The sequence below is a fragment of the Pseudomonas sp. GW821-FHT02C04 genome, assembly GCF_059421845.1.
The window spans coordinates 428,705-453,778 of the sequence record NZ_JBWKVT010000004.1; the positions used below are offsets into that span (position 1 = coordinate 428,705).

At 62.2% G+C, this 25,074-nt stretch carries 22 protein-coding genes and 1 riboswitch; of the genes, 15 read left to right on the plus strand and 7 right to left on the minus strand.

The annotated features are described in order from the left end of the window. The gene (locus tag AC07VV_RS17590; RefSeq protein WP_495036948.1) at nt 1-1,866 is read right to left on the minus strand and encodes an O-antigen ligase family protein; all 1,866 of its coding nucleotides are present in this window, start codon (nt 1,864-1,866) and stop codon (nt 1-3) included. Between the two features lie 154 nt (nt 1,867-2,020). On the opposite strand from AC07VV_RS17590, the gene msbA reads away from it, so the two are divergent. From msbA to hldE, 4 genes are all read left to right on the plus strand, one after another. After that, nucleotides 2,021-3,823, plus strand: coding sequence for a lipid A export permease/ATP-binding protein MsbA (gene msbA, locus AC07VV_RS17595; protein ID WP_096819856.1), 1,803 nt, complete (start codon nt 2,021-2,023; stop codon nt 3,821-3,823). 164 nt (nt 3,824-3,987) lie between these two features. Next, entirely contained in the window at nt 3,988-4,692 is a 705-nt protein-coding gene (locus tag AC07VV_RS17600) for a sulfotransferase family 2 domain-containing protein (protein ID WP_495036949.1), read from the plus strand. After that, nucleotides 4,685-5,296, plus strand: a complete 612-nt coding sequence (cysC, locus tag AC07VV_RS17605) for an adenylyl-sulfate kinase (RefSeq protein ID WP_495036950.1) — start codon at nt 4,685-4,687, stop codon at nt 5,294-5,296. The genes AC07VV_RS17600 and cysC overlap by 8 nt, the downstream gene beginning before the upstream one ends. Nucleotides 5,297-5,398: 102 nt before the next feature. Beyond that, nucleotides 5,399-6,823: a bifunctional D-glycero-beta-D-manno-heptose-7-phosphate kinase/D-glycero-beta-D-manno-heptose 1-phosphate adenylyltransferase HldE gene (gene hldE / locus AC07VV_RS17610; RefSeq protein ID WP_096819853.1), complete on the plus strand. Its 1,425-nt coding sequence runs from the start codon at nt 5,399-5,401 to the stop codon at nt 6,821-6,823. A gap of 66 nt (nt 6,824-6,889) precedes the next feature. Here hldE and AC07VV_RS17615 read toward each other — a convergent pair whose 3' ends face one another. The 4 genes from AC07VV_RS17615 to AC07VV_RS17630 all read right to left on the minus strand — a co-directional run bounded on the left by AC07VV_RS17615 (nt 6,890) and on the right by AC07VV_RS17630 (nt 10,342). After that, on the minus strand, nt 6,890-7,858 hold the full coding sequence (locus tag AC07VV_RS17615; RefSeq protein WP_495036951.1) for a metal ABC transporter ATPase: 969 nt from the start codon (nt 7,856-7,858) through the stop codon (nt 6,890-6,892). Between the two features lie 31 nt (nt 7,859-7,889). Further along, complete coding sequence (locus AC07VV_RS17620) at nt 7,890-8,702, minus strand: aldo/keto reductase (RefSeq protein WP_495036952.1); 813 nt, start codon at nt 8,700-8,702, stop codon at nt 7,890-7,892. Further along, the gene (locus AC07VV_RS17625) at nt 8,699-9,874 is read right to left on the minus strand and encodes an NAD(P)/FAD-dependent oxidoreductase (protein WP_495036953.1); all 1,176 of its coding nucleotides are present in this window, start codon (nt 9,872-9,874) and stop codon (nt 8,699-8,701) included. Before AC07VV_RS17625 ends, AC07VV_RS17620 begins: the two co-directional genes overlap by 4 nt. 135 nt (nt 9,875-10,009) lie before the next feature. After that, nucleotides 10,010-10,342: a DMT family transporter gene (locus tag AC07VV_RS17630; RefSeq protein ID WP_096819849.1), complete on the minus strand. Its 333-nt coding sequence runs from the start codon at nt 10,340-10,342 to the stop codon at nt 10,010-10,012. Between the two features lie 102 nt (nt 10,343-10,444). Between AC07VV_RS17630 and AC07VV_RS17635 the strand changes: the two genes are divergently transcribed. Together AC07VV_RS17635 and waaA are read left to right on the plus strand one after the other, a co-directional pair. After that, a complete protein-coding gene (locus AC07VV_RS17635; RefSeq protein WP_096819848.1) occupies nt 10,445-11,347 on the plus strand; it encodes a LysR family transcriptional regulator in 903 nt (300 codons plus the stop codon). Nucleotides 11,348-11,358: 11 nt separating this feature from the next. Continuing rightward, a complete protein-coding gene (waaA, locus tag AC07VV_RS17640) occupies nt 11,359-12,639 on the plus strand; it encodes a lipid IV(A) 3-deoxy-D-manno-octulosonic acid transferase (RefSeq protein WP_096819847.1) in 1,281 nt (426 codons plus the stop codon). Between the two features lie 31 nt (nt 12,640-12,670). Here waaA and AC07VV_RS17645 read toward each other — a convergent pair whose 3' ends face one another. After that, entirely contained in the window at nt 12,671-14,104 is a 1,434-nt protein-coding gene (locus AC07VV_RS17645) for a TolC family outer membrane protein (RefSeq protein ID WP_495036954.1), read from the minus strand. Between the two features lie 219 nt (nt 14,105-14,323). Further along, a riboswitch (TPP riboswitch) is annotated at nt 14,324-14,429 on the plus strand. A 146-nt stretch (nt 14,430-14,575) separates the two neighbouring features. On the opposite strand from AC07VV_RS17645, the gene thiC reads away from it, so the two are divergent. Further along, the gene (thiC, locus tag AC07VV_RS17650) at nt 14,576-16,465 is read left to right on the plus strand and encodes a phosphomethylpyrimidine synthase ThiC (RefSeq protein ID WP_085685256.1); all 1,890 of its coding nucleotides are present in this window, start codon (nt 14,576-14,578) and stop codon (nt 16,463-16,465) included. Between the two features lie 193 nt (nt 16,466-16,658). Continuing rightward, nucleotides 16,659-17,951 carry a putative hydroxymethylpyrimidine transporter CytX gene (gene cytX, locus AC07VV_RS17655; RefSeq protein ID WP_495036955.1) on the plus strand — a complete coding sequence of 431 codons (1,293 nt, stop codon included), beginning with the start codon at nt 16,659-16,661 and terminating at the stop codon, nt 17,949-17,951. Here the strand turns inward: cytX and AC07VV_RS17660 are convergent. Then, nucleotides 17,920-18,666 carry an RsiV family protein gene (locus AC07VV_RS17660; protein ID WP_495036956.1) on the minus strand — a complete coding sequence of 249 codons (747 nt, stop codon included), beginning with the start codon at nt 18,664-18,666 and terminating at the stop codon, nt 17,920-17,922. The genes cytX and AC07VV_RS17660 overlap by 32 nt on opposite strands. Before the next feature lie 228 nt (nt 18,667-18,894). Between AC07VV_RS17660 and AC07VV_RS17665 the strand changes: the two genes are divergently transcribed. The 7 genes from AC07VV_RS17665 (at nt 18,895) to AC07VV_RS17695 (ending at nt 25,068) form a co-directional block, all read left to right on the plus strand. Next, nucleotides 18,895-19,512, plus strand: coding sequence for an NUDIX domain-containing protein (locus AC07VV_RS17665; RefSeq protein WP_495036957.1), 618 nt, complete (start codon nt 18,895-18,897; stop codon nt 19,510-19,512). Beyond that, on the plus strand, nt 19,503-19,955 hold the full coding sequence (locus AC07VV_RS17670) for a DUF1249 domain-containing protein (RefSeq protein WP_096819841.1): 453 nt from the start codon (nt 19,503-19,505) through the stop codon (nt 19,953-19,955). The genes AC07VV_RS17665 and AC07VV_RS17670 overlap by 10 nt, the downstream gene beginning before the upstream one ends. A 124-nt stretch (nt 19,956-20,079) precedes the next feature. Continuing rightward, nucleotides 20,080-20,895 (plus strand): 3',5'-cyclic-AMP phosphodiesterase, encoded by an 816-nt coding sequence (gene cpdA / locus AC07VV_RS17675; RefSeq protein WP_495036958.1) that lies wholly within the window; start codon nt 20,080-20,082, stop codon nt 20,893-20,895. Between the two features lie 96 nt (nt 20,896-20,991). Next, a complete protein-coding gene (locus AC07VV_RS17680; RefSeq protein WP_085711138.1) occupies nt 20,992-21,600 on the plus strand; it encodes a YqiA/YcfP family alpha/beta fold hydrolase in 609 nt (202 codons plus the stop codon). A 50-nt stretch (nt 21,601-21,650) separates the two neighbouring features. Continuing rightward, entirely contained in the window at nt 21,651-23,558 is a 1,908-nt protein-coding gene (gene parE, locus AC07VV_RS17685; RefSeq protein WP_096819839.1) for a DNA topoisomerase IV subunit B, read from the plus strand. After that, a complete protein-coding gene (locus AC07VV_RS17690) occupies nt 23,558-24,547 on the plus strand; it encodes an esterase-like activity of phytase family protein (protein ID WP_495036959.1) in 990 nt (329 codons plus the stop codon). The genes parE and AC07VV_RS17690 overlap by 1 nt, the downstream gene beginning before the upstream one ends. Continuing rightward, nucleotides 24,544-25,068, plus strand: a complete 525-nt coding sequence (locus tag AC07VV_RS17695; protein ID WP_457382954.1) for a retropepsin-like aspartic protease family protein — start codon at nt 24,544-24,546, stop codon at nt 25,066-25,068. The genes AC07VV_RS17690 and AC07VV_RS17695 overlap by 4 nt, the downstream gene beginning before the upstream one ends. Nucleotides 25,069-25,074 lie beyond the last annotated feature (6 nt).

Consider the following 25,074-nt stretch of genomic DNA (forward strand, 5'->3'; position numbering starts at 1 on the left):
TCAGTGGGCCCGAGCCGGGCGACCTCCCTGTTGCACTTGCCGGTGCAGATTGTCGACGGCAGCCTTGGAGGCCGTCACTGAATACCCCTGGAGCAGGGCATCGAAGTGATCCTCGAACAGCCAGCGCTTGTCTTCCGTGTAGCGCTGCATGTGGCGCAAGTTGCGCTGGCGCAATGAAAGGCTCAAGGGTGATGGATAGATGCGCAGGTCGGCCAGATCGATCAGCCCGAACTCACCGTCCTCCAGCACCAGCACGTTACCCAGATGCAGTGAGCGGAAATAGACACCCTGCTCATGAAGCCGGGCCATGAACTTGCCGAAACGTTCGACCAGCGCCTGTCGCACCGCCGGTGCAGGGATGCCCTGAAGCACCTGACGCAAGGTGTGACCCGGCAGCGGAGCGTAGTGCACCGCGCTGCTGCCATCGTCCAGGCGATACAGATTCAGCACCTGCGGGGTCGGGATGCCCATCCGGCGCAATTGTTCGCTATTGATGGCGAAGCGTTCGGAGTACGGGTTGAAGTTGCCGGAGGTGTACCAGCGGCGGCGACGGAACAGCTTGAGGAAGCTGCCATCGGTCAGGCGCAGAACCTTTGGACCCAGGCCGTCCTCTTCAATCACCTGAGCATCGGCGCAGCGTTGTTGCAGGCCGGAGACCGACAGTTTCTGCACCGGTATTGCCAACAGTCGTCGGGCCCGCTGATTGATGCTGATCGCAGCAATCAGCGCCAGCGGAATCCACAGCAGGAACCAGTGTTCCTTGGGGCGCGAGATGATGCCGCCACCTTCTGTCAGCCCGGCGCCGATGCCGAACACCAGCCAGGTGGAGGCGATGATCAGCAAGGGTTGTACGCGTTGACGCCAACTGCTCAGCAAGCTCCAGCCCTGGAAGAACAGCCACGGCAGCAGGCCCAGGATGCCGACGTAATAAAGCACGCCGAGGGCAAAACTGTGCGGTTCCTGAAAGCTGTAGCCAACGCCCGGGTCAATCGCCAGATCGGCGTTGTAGCCATGACCGATCCAGGGGTGATCGGCAATTTTTTGCAGGGCAATCTGCCAGATTTCGAAACGGTAGGAGTCGCCGCGCTCGGTGATCATCTTCGAGAACAGGGCGACCACGGCGATGCCGACGGCCGCCAGTGACCCCAGCATCACCAGCGAACGCCGGTTCCAGCAGATGAAGGCCAGCCACAAGGCCGCCATGGTCAAGGCGACCAGCGGCGTTCTGGAACCGGTCGAGATCACCGCCGCGAACATGATCAGCATCGCCGGCAGGCTGAGCCAGAGCAGGCGGCCATGTTTGCAGGACATGCTGACGCTGAGCCAGTAGGCACAGAAAAAACCGAACAGATGGGAGCTGAGCAGCGGGTTGTCGAACGCCCCGCCGCCGACCAGACGCGCACCTGGCTGGTAATGATGGATAAAGGGGATCAGGAAACAGATCGTGGCGATCAGGGCAACCACGGCCGCGACGAACAGCATTGGCGAAATAATGTCACTGCGGTAGCGCACCACCAGGTAGCAACCGACGAACAACAGCAAGGTATGCAGCGGGGGTTTGAGCATGCCGCCGAACGATTCGCCATCGGGCGGACCCCAGCACAGACTGAGCAGCGCCCAGGCAATGAACGCAAGTACCGCCAGAATCACCGGTTCGCCCAGCAGCTCTTTCAACTCCCGCGGGCGCAGGCACAGGGCGATCAGTGCAGGAATGCTGAACAGACCATAAAACAGTTTGTGATGCAGGCTGCGACCCGGCAGGAAGAACAGCGCGCACAAGAGCAGGAAGTAGCCGACGGGAAGTATCCACAGGCTGATGAAATCGAAGATTCGATTGGACGTACTGCTGAAGCCGCGAAGTTGCATGCTGTGAGATTCAATCCTGAAGTTAATCGGCCATTTCATTGATGGCTATTTGATGCTGAAAAAGATGCCTAACAATAACAGCCTTTGCCCGATTGCCAGAACCCTGAAGAAGCTGTGCTAAAGTCAGCGTCCTTTTTATCGACTCTCGCGTGATATGACCGACTCCAGTCTCGCCGCAAGCCCTTCGAGCTTGAAAATCTACTTCCGCCTGCTCGGCTACGTCCGGCCGTATATCAGTCTGTTCCTGATCAGCATCGTCGGTTTTCTGATTTTCGCATCGACCCAGCCGATGCTCGGTTACATTCTCAAGTATTTCGTCGACGGTCTGTCCAATCCCGAGGCAGTGCTGTTTCCCACCGTGCCGTACCTGCGCGACCTGCAACTGTTGCAGGCGGTACCGCTGCTGATCATCCTGATCGCTGCGTGGCAGGGCCTGGGATCCTATCTGGGCAACTACTTCCTGGCCAAGGTTTCCCTGGGCCTGGTGCACGATCTGCGGGTACAGCTGTTCAACAACCTGCTGGTGCTGCCGAACCGGTATTTCGACAAGCATAACTCCGGCCATCTGATTTCGCGTATCACCTTCAACGTGACCATGGTCACGGGGGCGGCAACAGATGCGATCAAGGTCGTAATCCGTGAAGGCATGACGGTGATCTTCCTGTTCGCCTCCCTGTTGTTCATGAACTGGAAGCTGACGCTGGTGATGGTCGCGATCCTGCCGCTGATCGCCGTGATGGTGCGTACCGCGAGCAAGAAATTCCGCAAGCAGAGCAAGAAGATCCAGGCGGCCATGGGCGACGTGACACACGTGGCCTCGGAAACCATCCAGGGTTATCGCGTGGTGCGCAGCTTCGGCGGCGAAACCTACGAAGAAAAGCGCTTCCTCAACGCCAGTCAGAGCAATACCGACAAACAACTGCGCATGACCCGCACCGGCGCGATCTACACGCCGATGCTGCAACTGGTGATCTACAGCGCCATGGCGGTGTTGATGTTCCTGGTGCTGTTCCTGCGCGGTGACGCCTCGGCGGGTGACATGGTGGCCTACATCACCCTGGCTGGCCTGTTGCCCAAGCCGATCCGCCAGTTGTCCGAAGTCAGCTCGACCATCCAGAAGGGCGTTGCCGGTGCCGAAAGCATTTTCGAGCAACTGGACGTCGAGCCGGAAGTCGATACCGGCACGATCGAGCGCGATGCGGTCAGCGGTCGTCTCGATGTGCGTAACCTGAGCTTCACCTACCCGGGGACCGAGCGTCAGGTACTCGACAACATCAGCTTCTCGGTCGAGCCGGGGCAGATGGTGGCGCTGGTGGGGCGCTCCGGCAGCGGCAAGTCGACGCTGGCCAACCTGATCCCGCGCTTCTATCACCACGACAAGGGTGAAATCCTGATCGATGGCGTGGAAGTCGAGCAGTACAAGTTGCTCAACCTGCGCCGCCACATCGCCCAAGTGACCCAGCACGTCACCCTGTTCAGCGACACCGTGGCCAACAACATTGCCTACGGCGACCTGGCCGGGGCACCGCGTGAAGACATCGAGAAAGCGGCGCGTGATGCGTACGCGATGGATTTCATCGCGCAACTGCCGGAAGGCCTGGACACCCAGGTCGGCGAGAACGGCGTGCTGCTTTCCGGCGGTCAGCGCCAGCGCCTGGCGATTGCCCGAGCCTTGCTCAAGAACGCGCCGCTGCTGATCCTCGACGAGGCCACCTCGGCTCTCGACACCGAATCCGAGCGGCACATTCAGGCGGCTCTGGACCAGGTGATGAAAGGCCGCACCACGCTGGTGATCGCTCACCGTCTGTCGACTATCGAGAAGGCCGATCTGATTCTGGTCATGGATCAGGGCCGGATCGTCGAGCGCGGGACTCACGGCGACCTGCTGGCGCAAAACGGCTACTACGCGCGTCTGAACGCCATGGGCCTCGATGCGCCGGCCGAAGACATCGCCTGATCCAGCCTTGTGAAGGTCGGGCGCGCAATGCGCCCGGCCATTTGTATCCGAATCTTTACCCTTCTTGACCAAACCTGCATAAAACCCGGCATCGCGCTTGTTAAGGTTCCTGACTGAACTCTGACTTCCAACGAAGGGGCTATCCCCGTCGCGCGGGTACTCTCATGCTGCAACGCTATCTGTGGAAACTGTTGCCCAAGTCGCAGCGGACCTTTCTGCTCGGGCGCCTGTCGGTGGTCGACCGGCAAGTGGTGAACAAGTCGATGTCCGCCAACCTGAGCTTTCCCAAGGCCTTCGCGCAGCATTCCTGCCTGTTCATTCATGTGCCCAAATGCGCCGGCAGCAGCGTGTGCGCGGCGATGTTCGACGGTTGGCGGCCGGGCCATCTGCCGTTGTACTGGTATGAAGAACAGTTTCCCGCGCAGTTTGCGGCTGCATACAAGTTCGCTTTCGTGCGTGATCCGCTGGAGCGTGCCTATTCGGCCTACGCGTTCCTGCGGGGCAACGAACTGAGCGAGCGTGATCACGCAGCGCAGCAAATGGTCAGGAATTACCGCGACTTCGACGATTTTGTTGCGCGCTGGCTACATGCCGACACCATTTCGCGACAATTGCACTTTGCCGCGCAAACCGACTTTCTCACCGATTCGCTGGGCCGCCTGGCGCTGGATTTCGTCGGCTATCAGGAGCATCTGGAGCGGGATTTTCGCCTGGTGTGCGAGCACCTGGGGCTGACGAGTCAATTGCAGCACGTCAACGTTTCCCGTCAGCGGCGTCCGTCGCCGGCGCGTGATTTCTGCACGCAGCGCACCCGACGCCTGGTTCGGCGGGTCTATGAACGTGACTACGAGATGCTCGGCTATGAATGAAGCACTGTCCGTTTCGCTGTTGCCCCCGGCCATCCGCCCCTATGCCCTGGCACTGCCCGCCCAGGCTCGCGCCGAGCAGAAGTCGCAGCAACCGCGCTGCCTGTGGCTGACCGGGTTGTCCGGGGCCGGCAAATCGACGCTGGCCAATGCACTGGAGCTGCATCTGCACCAGTTCGGTCTGCATACGTTCCTGCTCGATGGCGACAACCTGCGCGGCGGTCTTTGTCGCGATCTGGGGATGACCGAGGCCTGCCGGCGCGAAAACATCCGGCGCACCGCCGAAGTGGCGCGGTTGATGGTGGACGCCGGGTTGATCGTGATCGTGGCCGCCATTTCACCGTTTCGTGCCGAGCGGGATACGGCACGCCGGCTGTTTGCCGAAGGCGATTTCATTGAAGTGCATGTCAGCACCTCGCTGGAGGTCTGTGCCCGACGCGACCCGAAGGGTTTGTACCGGGCGGCGCGAGAAGGGCGGATCAAGGACTTCACCGGGATCGACAGCCCGTACGAGGCTCCGTTGGCGGCCGAGTGCCGGATCGATACCGATGAGGTGAAACTGGCCGATGCCTGTCATCGACTGGCCGCGTTCCTGTGCAAAAAATGAGCAAAAAAGCCTGTCGTTTCATCCTGTTGCAGCCACCGCACAAGCCTTCGCCAACCCTGTGTTAATATCGCGCCCCTGTTCATTTTGTATGTGGGTTGCTCCATGAAGTTGTCCATGCCGCGATTCGATCAAGCCCCTGTCTTGGTGGTCGGCGATGTCATGCTCGACCGTTACTGGCATGGTGGTACCTCACGGATTTCCCCTGAGGCGCCGGTACCGGTTGTAAAGGTCGAGCAAATCGAAGACCGCCCGGGCGGTGCCGCCAACGTTGCCTTGAACATTGCCGCGCTGGGTGCGCCGGCGTCGCTGGTCGGTGTGACCGGTGATGACGAGGCTGCCGACAGCCTGAGCAACAGCCTCAAGGGTGCGGGCGTGCGAGCCTTGTTCCAGCGCATCGCGCACCAGCCGACCATCGTCAAGTTGCGGGTCATGAGCCGGCACCAGCAATTGCTGCGTATCGACTTCGAAGAACCGTTCGCCACCGACGCCCTGGCGCTTGCCTCTCAGGTCGACGACCTGCTGGAAGGCATCAAGGTGCTGGTGCTGTCCGACTACGGCAAAGGCGCCCTGAAAAACCATCAGGCGCTGATCCAGGCCGCGCGTGCCAAAGGCATCCCGGTGCTGGCCGACCCGAAGGGCAAGGATTTCTCGATCTACCGTGGCGCGAGCCTGATCACCCCGAACCTCAGCGAGTTCGAAGCCATCGTCGGCGGTTGCGCCGATGAGCACGAACTGGTGAGCAAGGGCGCAACGCTGATGCACGACCTCGAGCTCGGCGCACTGCTGGTGACCCGTGGCGAGCACGGCATGACCCTGCTGCGTCCGGATCATCCGGCGCTGCACCTGCCGGCCCGGGCCCGTGAAGTGTTCGACGTGACCGGTGCCGGCGACACGGTGATTTCCACCCTGGCGGCTGCGATTGCCGCCGGTGAAGAACTGCCGCACGCGGTGGCGCTGGCCAACCTGGCGGCGGGCATCGTGGTCGGCAAGCTGGGTACGGCGGCGATCAGCGCCCCGGAACTGCGTCGCGCCATTCAGCGTGAAGAAGGTTCCGAGCGCGGCGTGCTGGGTCTGGAGCAACTGCTGCTGGCGGTGGCCGATGCCCGGGCGCACAACGAGCGGATCGTATTCACCAACGGCTGTTTCGACATCCTCCACGCCGGCCATGTGACCTACCTCGAGCAGGCGCGGGCCCAGGGCGATCGCTTGATCGTTGCGATCAACGATGACGCTTCGGTCAGCCGCCTGAAAGGCCCTGGCCGCCCGATCAACAGTGTTGATCGGCGCATGGCGGTGCTCGCCGGTCTCGGTGCGGTGGACTGGGTGATCAGCTTCGCCGAAGGCACCCCTGAAAACCTGTTGCGCGAGGTCAAGCCGGACGTGCTGGTGAAGGGCGGCGACTATGGCATCGACCAGGTTGTCGGCGCCGACATCGTCAAAGCCTACGGCGGCACCGTTAAAGTGCTGGGGCTGGTGGAAAACAGCTCGACCACGGCGATTGTGGAAAAAATCCGCAAGTCCGAGTGATGCAAACATAAAGACCGCGCCTGCGATGACTCTCTGGAGTCACTCGCAGGCGCGGTCTTTTGCCGTTCAGGAATTCACTTTCTTGCGCGGCACAATCTTCTTCAGCAGTTGTTTCGCCTTGCCGCGCAATCGCGCCAGCCCCGTGTCCTTGGGCGGCGGCGTCAAACCTTGCTGCCGCAGCCAGTCCTTCCAGCGAATCCGCTCCTCGCGCACCAGCCAGCCGTCCTGTCTGGAGAAACTCTCGGCCAGATACAGACCGCGAGTGCCTGCCGGGTACAGCTGACCTTTCTTCAGCGTATACAACTCAGGGAGCGGTTCGCCGTCCTGCAGTGGCATCAAGTACAGATCGGGGCGTTTGCGGTCGAGCCGGGCGACCAGTTGGTCGCCTTCCAGCCGTTCATCGACATGGAACAGGCTCAGGCTCTTGGCTTCCTTGGGCACGTCGAGCCGCAGGTCGTAGATCAATTGCAGTGACGCGGTCGGCAAGTGCACGTAGGCCTGTGGCCGTTCGAGCAATTGCAGATTGGCGCAGCGCACCGGCCGAGCCGAACCGGACAGCGGCGTCAGGCGAAAGGGCAGGGCCTCGCGATAATGCAGCGCCGACGCATACGGCGCCGGCAGCCAGGTGTCGTTGAAACGCCCGCCGAGCCAGCCTTCCGGGGTTTCCAGCAGGCATTCTTCGGCAATCTCCTGGATCGCCGTGTGCAGCGGGATATTCAGTTCATGGGCCGGTACGTAGCCGGAAATCAGCTTGAGCACGACGTCGCCGCGATCCTGCCGCCGCTGGCGCACCAGCACCCAGTAATCGCGATTCTGCCAGTGCAGGGTCAGGCGCACCGAGACGCCGAGGTTGGCCAGCTCCAGCGCAAATCGCTCGGCATCCGCCACGCTGACCGGTTTGCGCCGTTGCAGGGTCTGAGCGAAGTTCAGCGGCATGCCGACGCTCTGGTAGGTCAGGCCTTCGGGCGTCGCTTCGACGAACAGCGGCAGCGTCTTGAAGTTGCTCGGGTTCTTTCTGATGAGCGTACGCGGCATGTCGGCTCCTGCTTAAGGCCGCGAAGCGGCGTCATTGACCACGAAGGACCTGGGCAACGGTCGCAACGTTATGGGCGAGGTGCAGCGGATTGATCGTCCCGACAATGGCGCTGGCCACACCGGGCTGGGCGAACAGCAACTCGAAGCTGGCGCGCACCGGGTCCACGCCGGGACTCAGGCACACGTGACCGCTGGCCAGCGCCTTCTTCACCAGAATGGCTTTGCCGTGGGCAGCAGCATAGTCAATGACTGCCTTCTCGTTTTGCTCGTTCAGATTGTAGGTGACCATCGCGCAATCGCCTTGCTCCAGTGCTTTCAGGCCACCGTCGACGGTTTTTCCGGAAAAGCCGAAGCCGCGAATCTTGCCCTCGGCCTTCAGCGCCGCGAGGGTTGCATAGACTTCGCTGTCATTGAGAATCGCCAGGTCATTGCCGTCGGAGTGCACCAGCACCAGGTCGATGAAATCGGTTTCCAGACGTTGCAGGCTGCGCTCCACCGACATCTGCGTGTGAGCGGCGCTGAAGTCGTGAGTCGACTGGCCATCGACAAATTCTTCGCCGACCTTGCTGACGATCACCCAATCCTCGCGCTCGCCGCGCAACAGCGGGCCGAGGCGCTCTTCGCTGCGGCCATAGGCCGGTGCGGTGTCGATCAGGTTGATGCCCAGCTCTCGCGCCTGTTTGAGCAGCATCCGCGCGGCGTCGTCGTCGGGGATCTGAAAGCCGTTGGGGTATTTCACGCCCTGGTCGCGGCCGAGTTTGACGGTGCCCAGGCCCAGTGGCGAAACCTTCAGGCCGGTGCTGCCCAACGGGCGATGCAGATCGTGGAGGGTCGGCAGGCTCATGGCAGCAGTTGCTCCCAGGCCGGAACGCCCATCGGTGGTTTTGGCAGCTCGGGCAGCGGAGCCGGGTGGCTCGGCTGGATGCCATCGCGTGCCAGGGACGCGATCACTCGGTCGGCGAAGTCCGGTGCCAGGGCGAGTTTGGTTGGCCAGCCGACCAGCAGGCGACCTTCTTCTGCGAGGAAGGCGTTGTCAGGGCGGGTCAGGCCGGTTTGCAGCGGTTCGGCGCGGTCGACGCGCAGGGTTGCCCACTGCGTGGTGCTGAGATCGATCCACGGCAACAACTGTGCGATTTCCTTTTGCGCAGTGGCGATCTGCTCGGCCGGCTCACGGGCCACGCCTTCGGATTCGGCAATGTCGCCGCCCATGTACCAGACCCACTGACCATTTGCTGCCGGATGGGTCGTCACGGTAATGCGCGGCTTGGTGCCGCCACCGAGGCAGTGAGCGTACAGCGGCTTCAGGCCCGGGCCCTTGGCGATGATCATGTGCAGCGGCCGGCGTTGCATGGCCGGATGAGTCAGGCCGAGGGTTTCCAGCAGCGCTGCGGTGCCGGCACCGGCACTGATGACAATGCGCTGGGCACGAATCTCTCGGCCATCAACTTTCAAGCCAACCAGCACGCCGCTTTCCAGCAACGGCTCGATGTTCTGACCGGCGAGCAGACCGTCGCCCGCCAGGTCGGCCAGGCGCTGGATCACGCTCGGCACATCGACCACCAGTTCGGCGAGGCGGTAGACCTTGCCCTTGAAGCGCTTGTCTTGCAGGGCCGGTGGCAATTGATCGCCCTTGACCTGATCGACCCGGCCACGCACCGCTTTACTGGCGAAGAAACTGGTGAGGTTGCCGGCCAGGGTGCCCGGCGACCACAGGTAATGGGCTTCGGACAGCAGGCGCACGCCGCTCAGGTCCAGTTCGCCGTCGCCGGCCAGGGCTTCACGCCAGCGGCGCGGCATGTCGGCGATGGCTTCCGAGGCGCCGGTCAGCGCACCGTGCAGCGCGTACTTGGCGCCGCCGTGGATGATGCCCTGGGACTTCACGCTCTGCCCGCCGCCGAGGCTGGCGCTTTCCACCAGCACGGTCGAAAAACCCTGGCGGCGCAGGCGCGCGTTCAGCCAGAGGCCGGCGACACCCGCGCCGACAATCAGCACGTCGGTGGAAATTGGAGATGGCATGCAACGACCTCAGTGTTCAAGACGAGGGCGCAGTATACAGACTCGGGGAAAAGGGGATTTGTTGCTGATCAACAGAGGGAAGGCACCCGCCATTGTGGGAGCACGCTGGCTCCCACAGGAATCTGGATCGGCTTATCAGTGGCCGGCGGTTTTCGAGAACAGCTGGATCACCACCACGCCGAGCACGATCAAGCCCATCCCGAGCATCGCCGGGATATCCAGCTTCTGCCCGTAGATGAACAGCGCGGCGATGCTGACCATCACGATGCCCATACCAGCCCACACCGCGTAGGCCACGCCCACCGGCACGCTGCGCACTACCAGCGTCAGCATCCAGAACGCGATGCCGTAGCCGACGATGACCAGCACCAGTGGCAAAGGCGTGCTGAAACCTTTGACGGCTTTCATCGAAACGGTTGCGATCACTTCGGCGCAAATGGCGATGGCCAGGTAGACGTAAGCGTTCATGTTCAAATCCTCGTGTGAAGCGTTGCTTTCTGAGGCGGCATTCTAGTGACTCCCCAGATGGGGTAAAGTCATTACCTATCTGTTTACGAGATGGGTTGGCCGATGAGCATGCAGTGGAATCTGGATCAGTTACGCGTGTTCGTCGCGGTCGCCGAACAGCGTTCGTTCTCCGCCGTGGCGCGCCAACAGCGCAAGGCGCAGTCGGCGATCAGCAGCGCGATCGCGATGCTGGAGGACGACCTTGGTGTCAGTCTGTTCGAGCGTAGCAGCGGTCGCCAGCCGAGTCTTACCGAAGCGGGTGAAGCCTTGCTCGAAGAGGCGCGGGAAGTCCTGCGTCAATGCGAGCGCCTGAACGGCCGGGCCATGGCCATGTTGCGCGGCCAGGAGGCGCAATTGCGCGTCGCCCAGGATGAGGCAATGCCGTATCAGGCACTGGTGGAAAGCTTCGGCGCACTGGCCGAGCAGTTTCCGAGCCTGGAGGTGCAACTGACCAGCGCCGCCCAGGGCGAGGTTTCGCGCAAACTGGTGGAGCGCCGGGCCGATCTCGGGCTGTTGTTCTATCACGATGAAATCCCCGAGGCATTGGAGCGTCGGGTGCTGGGCAGCGTGGAAATGGTCACGGTGTGTGGCGTCAATCATCCGCTGGCGGCGCAATCCCGGGTCAACTGTCAGCAGCTTGCCCAGCATCGGCAGCTGTTGATGTCGACCCAGACCAGCGTCTACCCCGGCAGTGAACCGGCCAGCCCACAGGTGTGGCGCGCCGACAGTTTCTACGTGATGGCCGAATGGCTGGTGCGCGACCTTGGCTGGGCCTGGCTGCCGCGCCACGTGGTGCAGTATTCGGCGTATCAGGGCCTGATGGTGGAACTGGACAGCGAATGGACGCCGCCGGCGCTGGTGGTGGAGCTGGTCTGGCGCCGTGATGAACCGCTCGGGCCGGCGGCGCGCTGGCTGGCGGAGCGATTTGCCATACACCTGCGGGCGATCGGCGGCAAAAGCCGATAAACTCCGCCGCCATGAATAGAACTCTCTACACCGCGCTGTTTTACCTGGGGCTGCCATTGGTGGCGATTCGGCTGTGGCTGCGTTCGCGCAAGGCGCCGGCGTATGCCAAACGGATTGGCGAACGTTTCTCCTACGGGATGCCGACGTTGCAACCCGGCGGCATCTGGGTCCACGCGGTGTCGGTGGGCGAAAGCATCGCGGCCGCACCGATGATCCGCGCGCTGCTGCAACGTTATCCACAGCTGCCGATCACCGTGACCTGCATGACGCCGACCGGGTCGGAGCGCATCCATGCGATGTTCGCCGACGAACCGCGCATCCAGCACTGCTACCTGCCTTACGATTTGCCGTGCGCGGCGGCGCGTTTTCTCGATCGTGTGCAGCCGAAACTGGCGGTGATCATGGAGACCGAACTCTGGCCCAACCACATTCATCAATGCGCCAAACGCGGGATTCCGGTGGCACTGGCTAACGGTCGATTGTCCGAGCGTTCGGCCAAAGGCTATGGCCGGTTCAGCAAACTGACCGCGCCGATGCTCGCCGAAATGAGCCTGTTCGCCGTGCAGACCGAAGCTGAAGCGCAGCGTTTCCGTGATTTGGGCGCACGCCCTGAGACAGTCGAAGTCACCGGCTCGATCAAGTTCGACCTGACCATCGACCCGCAGCTGTTGCAACGCGCCGCTGAACTGCGCGGCCAATGGCAGGCGCAGGAGCGTCCGGTGTGGATCGCAGCCAGCACCCATGAAGGCGAAGACGAGGTGGTGCTGAATGCCCATCGCCGTTTGCTGGCCAATCACCCTGATGCGCTGCTGATTCTGGTGCCGCGCCATCCGGAGCGCTTCAACTCGGTGTTCGAACTGTGCCAGCGCGAAGGTTTCGCCACGGTGCGTCGTTCGACCGGCGTCAACGTCGACGCCACAACGTCGGTGCTGCTCGGCGACACCATGGGCGAGTTGCTGTTTCTCTACGCCCTGGCCGATAGCGCGTTTGTCGGCGGCAGCCTGGTGCCCAACGGCGGACATAACCTGCTGGAACCGGCGGCCCTGGCGAAACCGGTGATCAGCGGCCCGCACCTGTTCAACTTCCTCGACATCGCCGCGCAACTGCGCAGCGCCGGGGCGTTGGCCGAAGTGGATGACGCCGAAGGTCTGGCGACAGAAGTGCAGCGGCTGTTCGAGTTGCCGCGCGATGCACAGCGCATGGCCGAAGCCGGATTGAGCGTGATGCGCCGCAATCAGGGCGCGTTGCAGCGATTGCTCGATGGCCTGGGAAGGTTGATCGACCGCCCATAAAAAAACGCAGCCTCAGGGCTGCGTTTTTTGTTTAAGGCCGGGCCTTGAGCTGTGCTTCCGCAGCCTTGGCCAGATCCGGCGGCAGGAAATCCTTGTCCGGGTTGTAGTCGGCCTTCAGATAACGGGTCAGGTCCTGCAGGTCACCCGGGTTCAACGTCCCCGCCGCCTGCTTCAGGCGCAGGTTGTCGAGAATGTAGTCGTAACGGGTGTTGTTGTAGTTGCGCACCGAGGTGTAGAGCTGACGCTGGGCGTCGAGCACGTCGACGATGTTGCGCGTCCCCACCTGATAGCCGATTTCCGTGGCTTCCACCGCGCTCTGGTTGGAGATGATCGACTGGCGGCGCGCCTGCACCTGCTCGACGTCGGTGTTCACCGCGCGGTGCAGGTTGCGGGTGTTTTCCACGATCTGCCGGCGCAGGCTTTCGCGCTGCTGCTCGCTCTGATCCAGTTGCGCATAGGACTGGCGCACCTGGGAGCTGGTCAGCCCGCCGCTGTAGATCGGGATGTTCAGTTGCAGGCCCACGGTGCTCTGCTCGACGTTGCCACTGTATGGCGTACCGAAGGCATTCGGGTTGGCGAACCCGAGGGCGTCGTTGTCGCCTTTTTCGTACTTGGCCACGGCGTCGAGGGTCGGCAAGTGGCCGGCCTTGCGTTGCTTCAGGGTTTGCTCGGCGGAGCTCACCGCAAAGTTGCTGGCCAGCAGATTGAGGTTCTGCTTGGCGGCGGTGTCGACCCAGGCCTTGGCGTCGTTCGGCGCCGGCGGCAGGATCGGCAGGGTGTGGACGATGCCCTGGATCGAGTTGTACTGGCGGTTGGTCAGGGTGATCAGTGCTTCGAATGCATCATCGACCTGACGCTGGGCAACGATCCGGTTGGCGCGGGCGGTGTCGTAACTGGCTTGCGATTGCAGCACGTCGGTCTTGTCCGACAGGCCCACGTCGAAGCGCTCGTTGGACTGGTCGAGCTGGCGCTTGAATGCCGCTTCTTCGGCCTTGGTCGAGGCCAGGTTGTCCTGGCTGCGCAGTACGTTGAAGTAGTCTTCGGCCGATTGCAGGATCAGATTCTGCTCGGTGGCCGAGAGTTGCAGCGCGGCCTGCTCGTTGACGTCCTTCGCGGCCTGGTACTGGAACCAGCGATCGGCGCGGAACAGCGGCTGGGCCAGTGTCGCCTGATAGGAGTGCGCGCTGCGGTTGGCGATGGCCGAGGGCTGGTCGATCGAGGTGCGCACGTTGGCGGTTTCGGCGCCGCCGGAGAGGTTCGGCAGCAGCCCGGCGCGGGCCTGAGGCACGACTTCTTTCTGGGCACCGTACTGGGCGCGGGCGGCGGCCAGATCGGCGTTGTTGTCGACCGCTTCCTGATAGACGCTGACCAGATCGGTCCTGGTCGACAAGGGCGCTTCTGCTGCCCAGACCATTGCGTTGGACGCACAAGACACGGCAACAGCCAGTGAGAGTTTGCGCAGCATGAGGCGATCCCTAGCATGAATATTATGGAAATAATCCGGGCGCCAAAGGTAGGGCGCGGGCACTGCATCGTCAAGGCTTGGCGCCAAGGCGCAGCAGGGCAAGGCGAGTGTAGTTGTGCATTGAGGCGCTCACAATCCTGTCGGCCGCCGCAATTGCGCCATTCATCATGGTGTTTGCCACGGTGTTGGCGTTCTTTGCCGGTTGTGTCTAGACTGGCCGGGTTCTTGTCGGGGTGCCTTGCTATGAGGCTGAGATCGAATAATTTCGGATCCCGTTGAACCTGATCAGGTTAGCGCCTGCGTAGGGAACAAGATTTCTCGTCACCCGGCGAGTCCTCTTGTGCTTCGTCCGGGAAATTGTTCGACAATCGAACGCTCGACGACGATGCACAGCACCAGTCCTGGTGCGTCCGTGCCTTTCAGGTTCTGCTCCGACAATCCACTGCCTGGATGCTGTCTGGAGAGCCCGTGATGACTACAAAATCTAAAAACGCGATCAACCTGAGTGACTCGGCCAAGGTCGATGAACAGTCGGTTCAACCGTTCACCCGTTCGCAAAAAGTCTACGTTCAGGGCTCTCGCCCGGACATCCGCGTGCCGATGCGCGAAATCACCCTCGATGTGACCCCGACCGACTTCGGCGGCGAAATCAACGCGCCGGTCACCGTCTACGACACCTCTGGCCCGTACACCGATCCGAACGTGGTGATCGACGTACGCAAAGGTCTGGGCGATGTGCGTTCGGCGTGGATCGACGACCGTGGCGACACCGAGCGCCTGCCAGGCCTGAGCTCGAACTTCGGCCAGCAACGCCTTGCCGACGCCGAACTGACCAAGCTGCGTTTCGCCCACGTCAACAACCCGCGCCGCGCCAAGGCCGGGGCCAACGTCAGCCAGATGCATTACGCCCGTAAAGGCATCATCACCGCCGAGATGGAATACGTCGCCATCCGCGAAAACATGAAGCTGCAAGAGGCCCGCGCTGCCGGCCTGCTGAACCAGCAACACGCCGGCCACAGCTTCGGCGCGAGCATCCCGAAAGAAATCACCCCCGAGTTCGTGCGCGAAGAAATCGCCCGTGGCCGCGCGATCATCCCGGCCAACATCAACCACGTCGAACTGGAACCGATGATCATCGGCCGTAACTTCCTGGTGAAGATCAACGGCAACATCGGCAACAGCGCGCTGGGTTCGTCCATCGAAGAAGAAGTGGCGAAACTGACCTGGGGCATTCGCTGGGGGTCGGACACCGTCATGGACTTGTCCACCGGCAAACACATTCACGAAACCCGCGAGTGGATCATCCGTAACTCGCCGGTTCCGATCGGCACCGTGCCGATTTATCAGGCACTGGAAAAAGTTAACGGCGTCGCCGAAGACCTGACCTGGGAGCTGTTCCGCGACACGCTGATCGAGCAGGCGGAGCAGGGCGTCGATTACTTCACCATCCACGCCGGCGTGCTGTTGCGCTACGTGCCGCTGACCGCCAAGCGCGTGACCGGCATCGTTTCCCGTGGCGGTTCGATCATGGCCAAGTGGTGCCTGGCGCACCACAAAGAGAACTTCCTCTACACCCACTTCGACGAAATCTGCGAAATCATGAAGGCCTACGACGTCAGCTTCTCGCTGGGCGACGGCCTGCGTCCGGGCTCGATTGCCGACGCCAACGACGAAGCGCAATTCGGCGAACTGGAGACCCTCGGCGAGCTGACCAAGATCGCCTGGAAGCACGACGTGCAATGCATGATCGAAGGCCCGGGCCACGTGCCGATGCAGTTGATCAAAGAGAACATGGACAAGCAGCTGGAGTGCTGCGACGAGGCGCCATTCTACACCCTCGGCCCGCTGACCACCGACATCGCACCGGGCTACGACCACATCACCTCGGGTATCGGTGCGGCGATGATCGGCTGGTTCGGTTGCGCGATGCTGTGCTACGTGACGCCGAAGGAACACCTGGGGCTGCCGAACAAGGATGACGTGAAGACCGGGATCATCACCTACAAGATCGCCGCCCACGCAGCGGACCTGGCCAAGGGGCATCCGGGCGCGCAGATCCGCGACAACGCCTTGAGCAAGGCGCGGTTCGAATTCCGTTGGGAAGACCAGTTCAACCTTGGTCTGGACCCGGACACCGCCCGTTCGTATCACGATGAAACCCTGCCGAAGGACTCGGCGAAGGTCGCGCATTTCTGTTCGATGTGCGGGCCGAAATTCTGCTCGATGAAGATCACTCAGGAAGTCCGCGAATACGCGGCCAACCAGCGGATCGACGCGGTCGACGTGGACGTCGCCCAAGGCCTGGCGGAACAGGCCGAGCGGTTCAAGAAGGAAGGCAGTCAGCTGTACAAAAAAGTTTGATCCCGCACTGATCGTTCCCGCACTCTGCGCCGAACCACCCGCGCCGATGGTTCCTACGCTCCGCGTGGGAACGCAGCCCGTGACGCTCCGCGTCACTGGACGCGGAGCGTCCCTAGAGGCATTCCCACGCAGAGCATGGGAACGATCATATGGCGATCAAAAAAACAACAAATGTCCCTTTGAGATAACACCCTTGAGCATTCAACCCGGTACTTATTCCCCCGACCTCGCCGTGCCCGCTGACAAGCGTGTATTCGGCGGTCGCGATCTGTTTTCCCTGTGGTTCTCCCTCGGCATCGGCCTGATGGTATTGCAGACCGGTGCGTTGCTGGCGCCGGGGCTGGGCCTGTCGGGATCGCTGCTGGCGATTTTCCTCGGCACCCTGGTCGGCGTCCTGCTGCTGGCCGCCGTTGGCGTGATCGGCAGCGATACCGGCCTGTCGTCGATGGCCGCGCTGAAGCTCAGCCTCGGCAGCAGAGGCGCAAGCCTGCCGGCGCTGCTCAACCTGCTGCAACTGATCGGTTGGGGTTCGTTCGAAATCATCGTCATGCGCGACGCTGCCAGTCTGCTCGGCACCCGTGCGTTCAGCGAAGGCTCGCTGTGGGCCAGCCCGATGTTGTGGACGTTGTGCTTCGGTGCACTGGCGACCTTGCTCGCCGTCAGCGGTCCGCTGACATTCGTGCGCAAGATCCTGCGTAAATGGGGCATCTGGCTGATTCTGGCCGCGTGCATCTGGCTGACCTGGAACCTGTTCGCCAAGGCCGATCTGGGCACTCTGTGGGCACAGGCCGGGGATGGTTCGATGCCGTTCGCCGTGGGCTTCGACATTGCCATCGCGATGCCGCTGTCATGGCTGCCGCTGATTGCCGACTACTCGCGTTTCGGTAAGAAGGCCAAGAACGTGTTCGGTGGTACGGCGATCGGTTTCTTCATCGGCAACTTCTGGCTGATGAGCCTGGGCGTCGCTTACACCCTGGCCTTTGCGCCGAGCGGTGAAGTCAACGCGTTGCTGCTGGCGCTGGCCGGTGCCGGTCTGGGGATTCCACTGTTGCTGATTCTATTGGACGAGTCGGAAAACGCCTTCGCCGACATTCACTCGGCAGCGGTTTCCAGCGGGATTCTGTTGCGCCTGAAAGTCGAGCATCTGGCGCTGGCCATCGGTGTGATCTGCACCCTGATCGCCTTGCTCGCGCCATTGGCGCAATACCAGAATTTCCTGCTGCTGATCGGCTCGGTGTTCGCGCCGCTGTTCGGCGTGGTGCTGGTGGATCACTTCATCCTGCGCAAGCGCAGTGGCCAGGTGGCTTCGGCCGCGTTGCGCTGGCCGGCGCTGTTGGCCTGGCTGGGTGGCATCAGCACTTATCACTTGCTGGCCAATCTGTATCCGGATGTCGGCGCAACCCTGCCGGCGCTGGTCCTGGCAGGGCTGTTGCAGCTGGTGCTGGGCCGGGCCTTCAGTTACGGCCGGGAAACAGCTCGGGCTTGATGATGCCGTTCAGGCGCGGGTAAGGGATCTTCAGTTCGACGTGGCCCAGCGCATAAGGCGCGATGGTGGTCACGTCGTACTTGAGGATCACGCCGCCATAGGTCAGCGCCACGTGCGGGGTTTTGACGAATGGCCAGTTCTTCACATATTCCGGTTCCTGATCGAGCTTGGTGCTGATCAGCCAGCTGTTATGCGCGACTTGCGCAGCCTTCCAGAACGCTTCTTCCTGACCCGGCACCAACATGTCCGACAGGCTCAGCACCTTGTGCTGCTGGCGCGAATAGTTGATGAAACCGCGACCCGGTGTGCCATGGGCGCCGTCGGTGTCCAGGTAGCTCGACACCTCGACAATCACCAGACCGTCATGCTGCTCGCGTACTTTCGCCTGCAAATAGCTGCTGTTGCGTGGGCCTGCAGTGCGCAGGAACTGCTCGCGGTAGGCGGCCAGGGTCGGTGCAACCGGAGCATCCGGCGATGTGCGGGTGAATTGCAGCAGGCGTTTTTCGACGATGCCATCCAGTGCAGGCTCTGCCGGGAAGTGCAGGGTGTCGATGTTCACCAGCGGGCAATCAGGGTTGGCGCAACCGGGTTTCAGTGTTTCCGAGGCATCGCGGGTGGTTTCCAGCGGCGTGCGGTAGTTGGGCTGGAACAGGCTGGCGCAAGCGCCCAGGGTCAGGGCGATGGCGGCCACGGAGGCAATTTTGAAAAGCGACATGGGCGTCCTTTCTGAAACAGGGGAAGGCAAAAAGTTACCGCTTCGACTCTCAACGAAGCGGTCAGTTCGCCACTAAGCTAATTAGAGTGGGTTTCGCCTCCACCGTCCATCCCGGTGACGGTAAAGGGGCTGCATCAAACGTCACGGGCGCGTTAGGATGGCGCGAAGTCGAGGTTGCAGGTAACTGAAATGAACCTCGTATTGGATTTGCAGTAAACGAGGATGCTCATGACCGATTTCGCCAAAGCCATTCCGTCCGCCATCGACATCGTGCGACGCGAGCAATGCTACAAGGGCTTCTACAAGCTCGATCGCGTGCAATTGCGCCACGAACTGTTCGCCGGTGGCATGAGCCGTGAGATCAATCGTGAAGTGTTCGTGCGACACGACGCCGTGTGCCTGCTGCCCTACGATCCGCAGCGCGATGAAGTGGTGCTGATCGAGCAGTTTCGCGTCGGCGCCATGGGCAAGACCACCAATCCCTGGCTGGTAGAGCTGGTCGCCGGTCTGATCGACAAGGAAGAAGTGCCGGAAGAAGTTGCTCGCCGCGAAGCGCAGGAGGAAGCTGGACTGGACATCAAGGCCCTGTGGCCGATGATGCAATATTTCCCGTCGCCGGGGGGCAGCAACGAGTTCGTGCATTTGTATCTGGGGCGTTGCAGCACCGAAGGCGTTGGCGGCCTGCACGGGCTGGAGGAAGAGGCAGAAGATATCCGCGTCACGGTCTGGGCCTTCGAAGATGCCTTGCAGGCCGTACGCGACGGACGGATTGCCAATGCGGCGAGCATCATCGCCTTGCAGTGGCTGGCGCTCAATCGCGCCGAAGTGAGGGGGCTATGGTCGTAAACAAACTGCGCGATCGCTATCGTGTCGACCTCGTGGGCCTGCAAGCCGCCTGCGAGGCCAACTACGCGCGCCTGATGCGACTGTTGCCGGACATGCGCCGCGAACCTGAAGCGCGGCGCATCGCCGTGACCCAGGGCGACCAGATGCTCGGCGTGCTGGCCATCGAAGTGTTGCAGGCCTGCCCCTACACCACGACCCTGCAAGTGCGTCAGGAACACAGCCTGCCGTGGCTGCCGGTGCCGCAACTGGAAGTGCAGGTCTATCACGACGCGCGCATGGCCGAAGTGATCAGCGCCGAACATGCACGACGCTTTCGCGGCATCTATCCTTACCCCAACGCGGCCATGCATCAGCCGGACGAAAAGGCCCAGCTCAATCTCTTCCTCGGAGAATGGCTGAGTCATTGCCTGGCCTGCGGTCACGAGTACGCCGCCGTTCGATAGCGTCGATAGCTGTTAACAGCGGCAAGTTGTGAACTGCGTCCGGTTCGGCGGTTTCTTCCCGGGGCTTTCCCCCAGCATAATTGCGAACCTTTCCGACCCGGCGATCCAGCCTTGGGAGAACGCCTTGCCGAGCGTATCGACTCTGACCACCGCCGATGCGGCGTTGCTGGTGCAACTGTCCGACAGTCATTTGTTCGCCGAGGCGGACGGTGCGCTGCTGGGCATGAAGACTCGCGAGAGCCTGCAAAAAGTCATCGAACTGGTGCTCGAGCAGCAGCCGCAGATCGACTTGATCGTTGCCAGCGGTGATCTGTCCCAGGACGGCACGCTGGAGTCCTACCAGCAATTTCGTCAGATGACGGCGCAGATCGACGCACCTGCGCGCTGGATCCCCGGCAACCACGACGAACCGCAGATCATGCAAATGGCCGCGGTGCAGAGTGCCTTGCTGGAGCCGGTGGTGGATGTCGGCAACTGGCGCGTGACCTTGCTCGATTCGGCGGTGCCGGGTTCGGTGCCGGGTTATCTGCAGGATGAACAACTGCAATTGCTGGCCCGTTCGCTGAGCGAGGCGCCGGATCGGCATCATCTGGTGTGTTTCCACCATCACCCGGTGTCGATCGGTTGTGCCTGGATGGAGCCGATCGGCTTGCGCAATCCCGAAGCGTTTTTCGACGTGCTCGACCGTTTCCCGCAGGCCCGCGCCGTGCTGTGGGGACATGTGCATCAGGAGATCGACCGCGATCGCAACGGCGTGCGACTGATCGCCTCGCCGTCGACTTGCATTCAGTTCGAGCCGGGCAGTGTCGACTTCAAGGTCGGCGAACAGGCGCCAGGGTATCGCTGGTTGCGGTTGCTGCCGGATGGGCGGATCGAAACGGGCGTGGAGCGTGTCACCGATTTCCGGTTCACCGTCGATTATGGCTCCAACGGCTACTGATTCAGGGGCGCGGCGCTGATTTCCTCGGGTGCTGGCCCAACACCCCCCGACTCCCTGTAAACTCCGCTTTCTTTAGCCGACACCCAGGGAGCTCAAATGTCCGGTTCGATCCTCTATATCCACGGTTTCAACAGCGCGCCGGCCTCGAAGAAGGCCTGTCAGCTGGTCGAGGTGATGGAGCGGCTGGGTTTGAGCGATCAACTGCGTGTCCCGGCGCTGCATCACCACCCGCGCGAAGCCATCGGTCAGCTGGAGCAGGCAATCGCCGAACTCGGCCGGCCGTTGCTGGTGGGAAGCTCGCTCGGCGGCTACTATGCGACTCACCTGGCCGAGCGCCATGGCCTGAAAGCCCTGCTGGTCAACCCGGCCGTCAGTCCGCACCGGATGTTCGACGGATACCTGGGGACGCAGAAAAACCTGTACACCGACGAAACCTGGGAATTGACCCACGACCATGTGACGGCCCTGGCCGAACTGGAAGTGCCGGCGCCGCAGGATTCGCAGCGGTATCAGGTGTGGTTGCAGACCGGGGACGAAACGCTGGACTATCGCCATGCCCAGCAGTATTACCGGGCCTGTGCCTTGCGCATCCAGGCCGGCGGCGACCATAGTTTTCAGGGGTTTGCCGGGCAATTGCCGGCGTTGCTGAGTTTTGCCGGCATTGGCGCCGATTTGTTTCAGGCAATCGATTTCACCGCGCTGTGAGCGGTTGCCCCATTAATTCCTTATTCACCGAACACTGACGACGAGACCTTATGGCCACTCCCAGCGCTAGCTCCTATAACGCCGACGCCATCGAAGTCCTCTCGGGCCTCGACCCGGTGCGCAAACGCCCCGGCATGTACACCGACACCAGTCGGCCGAACCACCTTGCCCAGGAAGTCATCGACAACAGCGTCGACGAAGCCCTGGCCGGCCACGCCAAATCGATCCAGGTCATCCTCCACGCCGACCACTCGCTGGAAGTCTGCGATGACGGTCGCGGCATGCCGGTCGACATCCACCCGGAAGAGGGTGTGTCGGGCGTTGAGCTGATCCTCACCAAGCTCCATGCGGGCGGCAAGTTTTCCAACAAGAACTACCAGTTCTCCGGCGGTCTGCACGGGGTAGGTATTTCTGTGGTCAACGCTTTGTCGACCCAGGTGCGGGTGCGGGTCAAGCGTGACGGCAACGAATACGAGATGACCTTCGCCGACGGCTACAAGGCCACCGATCTTCAGGTGATCGGCACCGTCGGCAAGCGCAATACCGGGACCAGCGTGTACTTCGCGCCGGACCCGAAATACTTCGATTCGCCAAAATTCTCCATCAGCCGCCTCAAGCACGTGCTCAAGGCCAAGGCCGTGCTGTGCCCGGGTCTGCTGATCAGCTTCGAAGACAAAGGCACCGGCGAAAAGGTCGAGTGGCATTACGAAGACGGCCTGCGTTCCTACCTGGTAGACGCGGTCAGCGAATTCGAGCGCCTGCCGGACGCGCCGTTCTGCGGCAACCTGGCCGGCACCAAGGAAGCGGTCGAGTGGGCGCTGTTGTGGTTGCCGGAAGGCGGCACCTCGGTCACTGAAAGCTACGTCAACCTGATCCCGACGGAGCAGGGCGGCACCCACGTCAACGGTCTGCGTCAGGGCCTGCTCGACGCGATGCGCGAGTTCTGCGAATTCCGCAGCCTGCTGCCGCGCGGCGTGAAGCTGGCGCCGGAAGACGTTTGGGAGCGCATTGCTTTCGTGCTGTCGATGAAGATGCAGGAACCGCAATTCTCCGGCCAGACCAAGGAGCGTCTGTCGTCCCGTGAAGCGGCGGCGTTTGTCTCCGGTGTGGTCAAGGATGCGTTCAGCCTGTGGCTTAACGCCAACCCGGAAACCGGTCTGGCGTTGGCGGAGCTGGCAATCAGCAACGCCGGCCGTCGCCTGAAAGCCAGCAAGAAAGTCGAGCGCAAGCGCATCACCCAAGGGCCGGCACTGCCGGGCAAACTGGCGGATTGCGCCGGGCAGGACCCGATGCGCTCCGAACTGTTTCTGGTGGAAGGTGATTCCGCCGGCGGTTCGGCCAAGCAGGCGCGGGACAAGGAATTCCAGGCGATCCTGCCGTTGCGCGGCAAGATCCTCAACACCTGGGAAGTCGACGGCAGTGAAGTGCTGGCCAGCCAGGAAGTGCACAACATCGCCGTGGCCATCGGTGTCGATCCGGGCGCCGAGGACATGAGCCAGCTGCGCTACGGCAAGATCTGCATCCTCGCCGACGCCGACTCCGACGGTCTGCACATTGCCACGTTGTTGTGCGCCTTGTTCGTCCAGCATTTCCGCCCTTTGGTGGATGCCGGTCACGTCTACGTCGCGATGCCGCCGCTGTACCGTATCGACCTGGGCAAAGAGATTTTCTACGCCCTGGATGACGCCGAGCGCGACGGGATCCTCGACCGTCTGGTAGCCGAGAAGAAACGCGGCAAACCGCAGGTCACCCGATTCAAAGGTCTGGGTGAAATGAACCCGCCGCAGCTGCGTGAAACCACCATGGACCCGAACACCCGGCGTCTGGTGCAGTTGACCCTCGGGGAAGACTTCGCCGAGACCTCGGAAATGATGGACATGCTGCTGGCGAAGAAACGCGCCGGCGACCGCAAGACCTGGCTCGAATCCAAGGGCAACCTCGCCGAGGTGCTGGCCTGATGCGGTTTGGCTGGGCCTTGGCGGGTGCGTTGCTGCTGGGTTCGATGACGGTGTCGGCAGAGCCCGTGCAAGAGCTGCGCGTGCTCGCCGAACACCCGGTCGAAGGTATGCGCGGCGGCAATCTGTCGGGGCTGGCCCTGTGTGGCAACGAGCTGTGGACGGTGTCAGATCGCGATGATGATCAGATCTACCGTCTCGATACTCGCGATCCCGTCTGGCAGGCGACTGCCGTGCGCATCGATCCGCCGCCAGTACCCGACAGCGGCTTGCCGTGGGGCATCAAGTCGCGGACCTGGGCGGCGTCGTTCGTTCGCGGCGGTGATCTGGATTTCGAAGGGATCACCTGCGACAGCGCCGGCAATCGCTACATTGTCAGCGAAGGCCATGCAGCCGTACTGCAAGTGCCGCCGCAGGGGCCGTCGTCGTGGCTGAAAATTTCGCCGATGATGGTGCGCGAAGCGCGGGCCAGTGGCCTGCTGCTGCAATTCAATGCGATTTTCGAAGGCCTGGCGATCAATCCGGCGGGCGATCAGATGTGGCTGGCCGCCGAACGACAAAGCCGTGGCCTGTTGCTGATCAAGCGCCAACAGACAGTGTGGGACTGTGACGGTCGCTGCGTGCTGCTGAGCGAAGGCGGGATGGAAATGCAGCCGCAGCAGTTTCCCAAGGCCAGACCGGTCAATCGGGATTTTTCCGACCTGTCATTGTTCAACGGCAAACTGTTTACCCTTGAGCGCAACGCCTACCAGATCTGTCGCCGCGATCCGCAGACGGCCAAGGTCGAGCTTTGCTGGTCGTACGCGGCCGAGCTGTTACAGGGCAATCGTCGTTACGCGCAGAACTTCGGGCTGGAAGAGGCGCTGGTCGTCGATGCTCAAGGCGCCTGGATCGGTGTCGACAATAATTTTGGTCCTCGCGCCGATGGCGAGGTCCGCCCGATCGTCTGGCGTTTCGCCGCACCTGAGGGTGGCTGGAGCGCCAAGCCGTGAGTCAGCAACCGCCGGGCAAACGCGCCGGTCGGGTGCTGATGATTCTGGCCTGGTGCGCGGCGCTGTTTCTGGCCACGCGGTTTTTCGGCCAGTGGGAAGAGCGCCAGCGTAATCCCAATGCAGAGGTGACTTCGCAGCAGGGCAATGGCTATATCGAAGTGAAGCTGATCGGCAACGCCCAAGGGCATTTTGTCGTCAGCGGCCTGATCAACGGTCGGCCGGTGGAGTTCATGCTCGACACCGGCGCGACCGACGTGGCAATCCCGGCGGAGGTGGCGAAAAGCCTGAAGCTGGAAGAAGGTTTCGGTGTGACCCTGAGCACGGCCAACGGCCTGAGCCAGGGCTATCGCACCCGTATCGACCGCCTGCAACTGGGCGACATCGTGCTGCGGGACGTCCGCGCACTGGTGGCGCCCGGTCTGCATGGTGATCAGGTGCTGCTCGGCATGAGCGCCCTGAACAAACTTGAATTTACTCAGCGCGGCGGCACCATGCTGCTGCGCCAGACAACGAACCGATGAGGCCCG

What these genes read in the sequence shown, in the direction of transcription:
- hldE (WP_096819853.1), top strand. Translation starts at nt 5,399, where the DNA reads ATGAAGTTGTCCATGCCGCGATTCGATCAAGCCCCTGTCTTGGTGGTC.
- thiC (WP_085685256.1), top strand. Translation starts at nt 14,576, where the DNA reads ATGACTACAAAATCTAAAAACGCGATCAACCTGAGTGACTCGGCCAAG.
- AC07VV_RS17690 (WP_495036959.1), top strand. Translation starts at nt 23,558, where the DNA reads ATGCGGTTTGGCTGGGCCTTGGCGGGTGCGTTGCTGCTGGGTTCGATG.
- AC07VV_RS17680 (WP_085711138.1), top strand. Translation starts at nt 20,992, where the DNA reads ATGTCCGGTTCGATCCTCTATATCCACGGTTTCAACAGCGCGCCGGCC.
- AC07VV_RS17620 (WP_495036952.1), bottom strand. Translation starts at nt 8,702, where the DNA reads ATGAGCCTGCCGACCCTCCACGATCTGCATCGCCCGTTGGGCAGCACC.
- AC07VV_RS17615 (WP_495036951.1), bottom strand. Translation starts at nt 7,858, where the DNA reads ATGCCGCGTACGCTCATCAGAAAGAACCCGAGCAACTTCAAGACGCTG.
- AC07VV_RS17665 (WP_495036957.1), top strand. Translation starts at nt 18,895, where the DNA reads ATGACCGATTTCGCCAAAGCCATTCCGTCCGCCATCGACATCGTGCGA.
- msbA (WP_096819856.1), top strand. Translation starts at nt 2,021, where the DNA reads ATGACCGACTCCAGTCTCGCCGCAAGCCCTTCGAGCTTGAAAATCTAC.
- AC07VV_RS17670 (WP_096819841.1), top strand. Translation starts at nt 19,503, where the DNA reads ATGGTCGTAAACAAACTGCGCGATCGCTATCGTGTCGACCTCGTGGGC.
- waaA (WP_096819847.1), top strand. Translation starts at nt 11,359, where the DNA reads ATGAATAGAACTCTCTACACCGCGCTGTTTTACCTGGGGCTGCCATTG.
- parE (WP_096819839.1), top strand. Translation starts at nt 21,651, where the DNA reads ATGGCCACTCCCAGCGCTAGCTCCTATAACGCCGACGCCATCGAAGTC.
- AC07VV_RS17630 (WP_096819849.1), bottom strand. Translation starts at nt 10,342, where the DNA reads ATGAACGCTTACGTCTACCTGGCCATCGCCATTTGCGCCGAAGTGATC.
- AC07VV_RS17590 (WP_495036948.1), bottom strand. Translation starts at nt 1,866, where the DNA reads ATGCAACTTCGCGGCTTCAGCAGTACGTCCAATCGAATCTTCGATTTC.
- AC07VV_RS17600 (WP_495036949.1), top strand. Translation starts at nt 3,988, where the DNA reads ATGCTGCAACGCTATCTGTGGAAACTGTTGCCCAAGTCGCAGCGGACC.
- AC07VV_RS17625 (WP_495036953.1), bottom strand. Translation starts at nt 9,874, where the DNA reads ATGCCATCTCCAATTTCCACCGACGTGCTGATTGTCGGCGCGGGTGTC.
- AC07VV_RS17635 (WP_096819848.1), top strand. Translation starts at nt 10,445, where the DNA reads ATGAGCATGCAGTGGAATCTGGATCAGTTACGCGTGTTCGTCGCGGTC.
- AC07VV_RS17660 (WP_495036956.1), bottom strand. Translation starts at nt 18,666, where the DNA reads ATGTCGCTTTTCAAAATTGCCTCCGTGGCCGCCATCGCCCTGACCCTG.
- AC07VV_RS17645 (WP_495036954.1), bottom strand. Translation starts at nt 14,104, where the DNA reads ATGCTGCGCAAACTCTCACTGGCTGTTGCCGTGTCTTGTGCGTCCAAC.
- cysC (WP_495036950.1), top strand. Translation starts at nt 4,685, where the DNA reads ATGAATGAAGCACTGTCCGTTTCGCTGTTGCCCCCGGCCATCCGCCCC.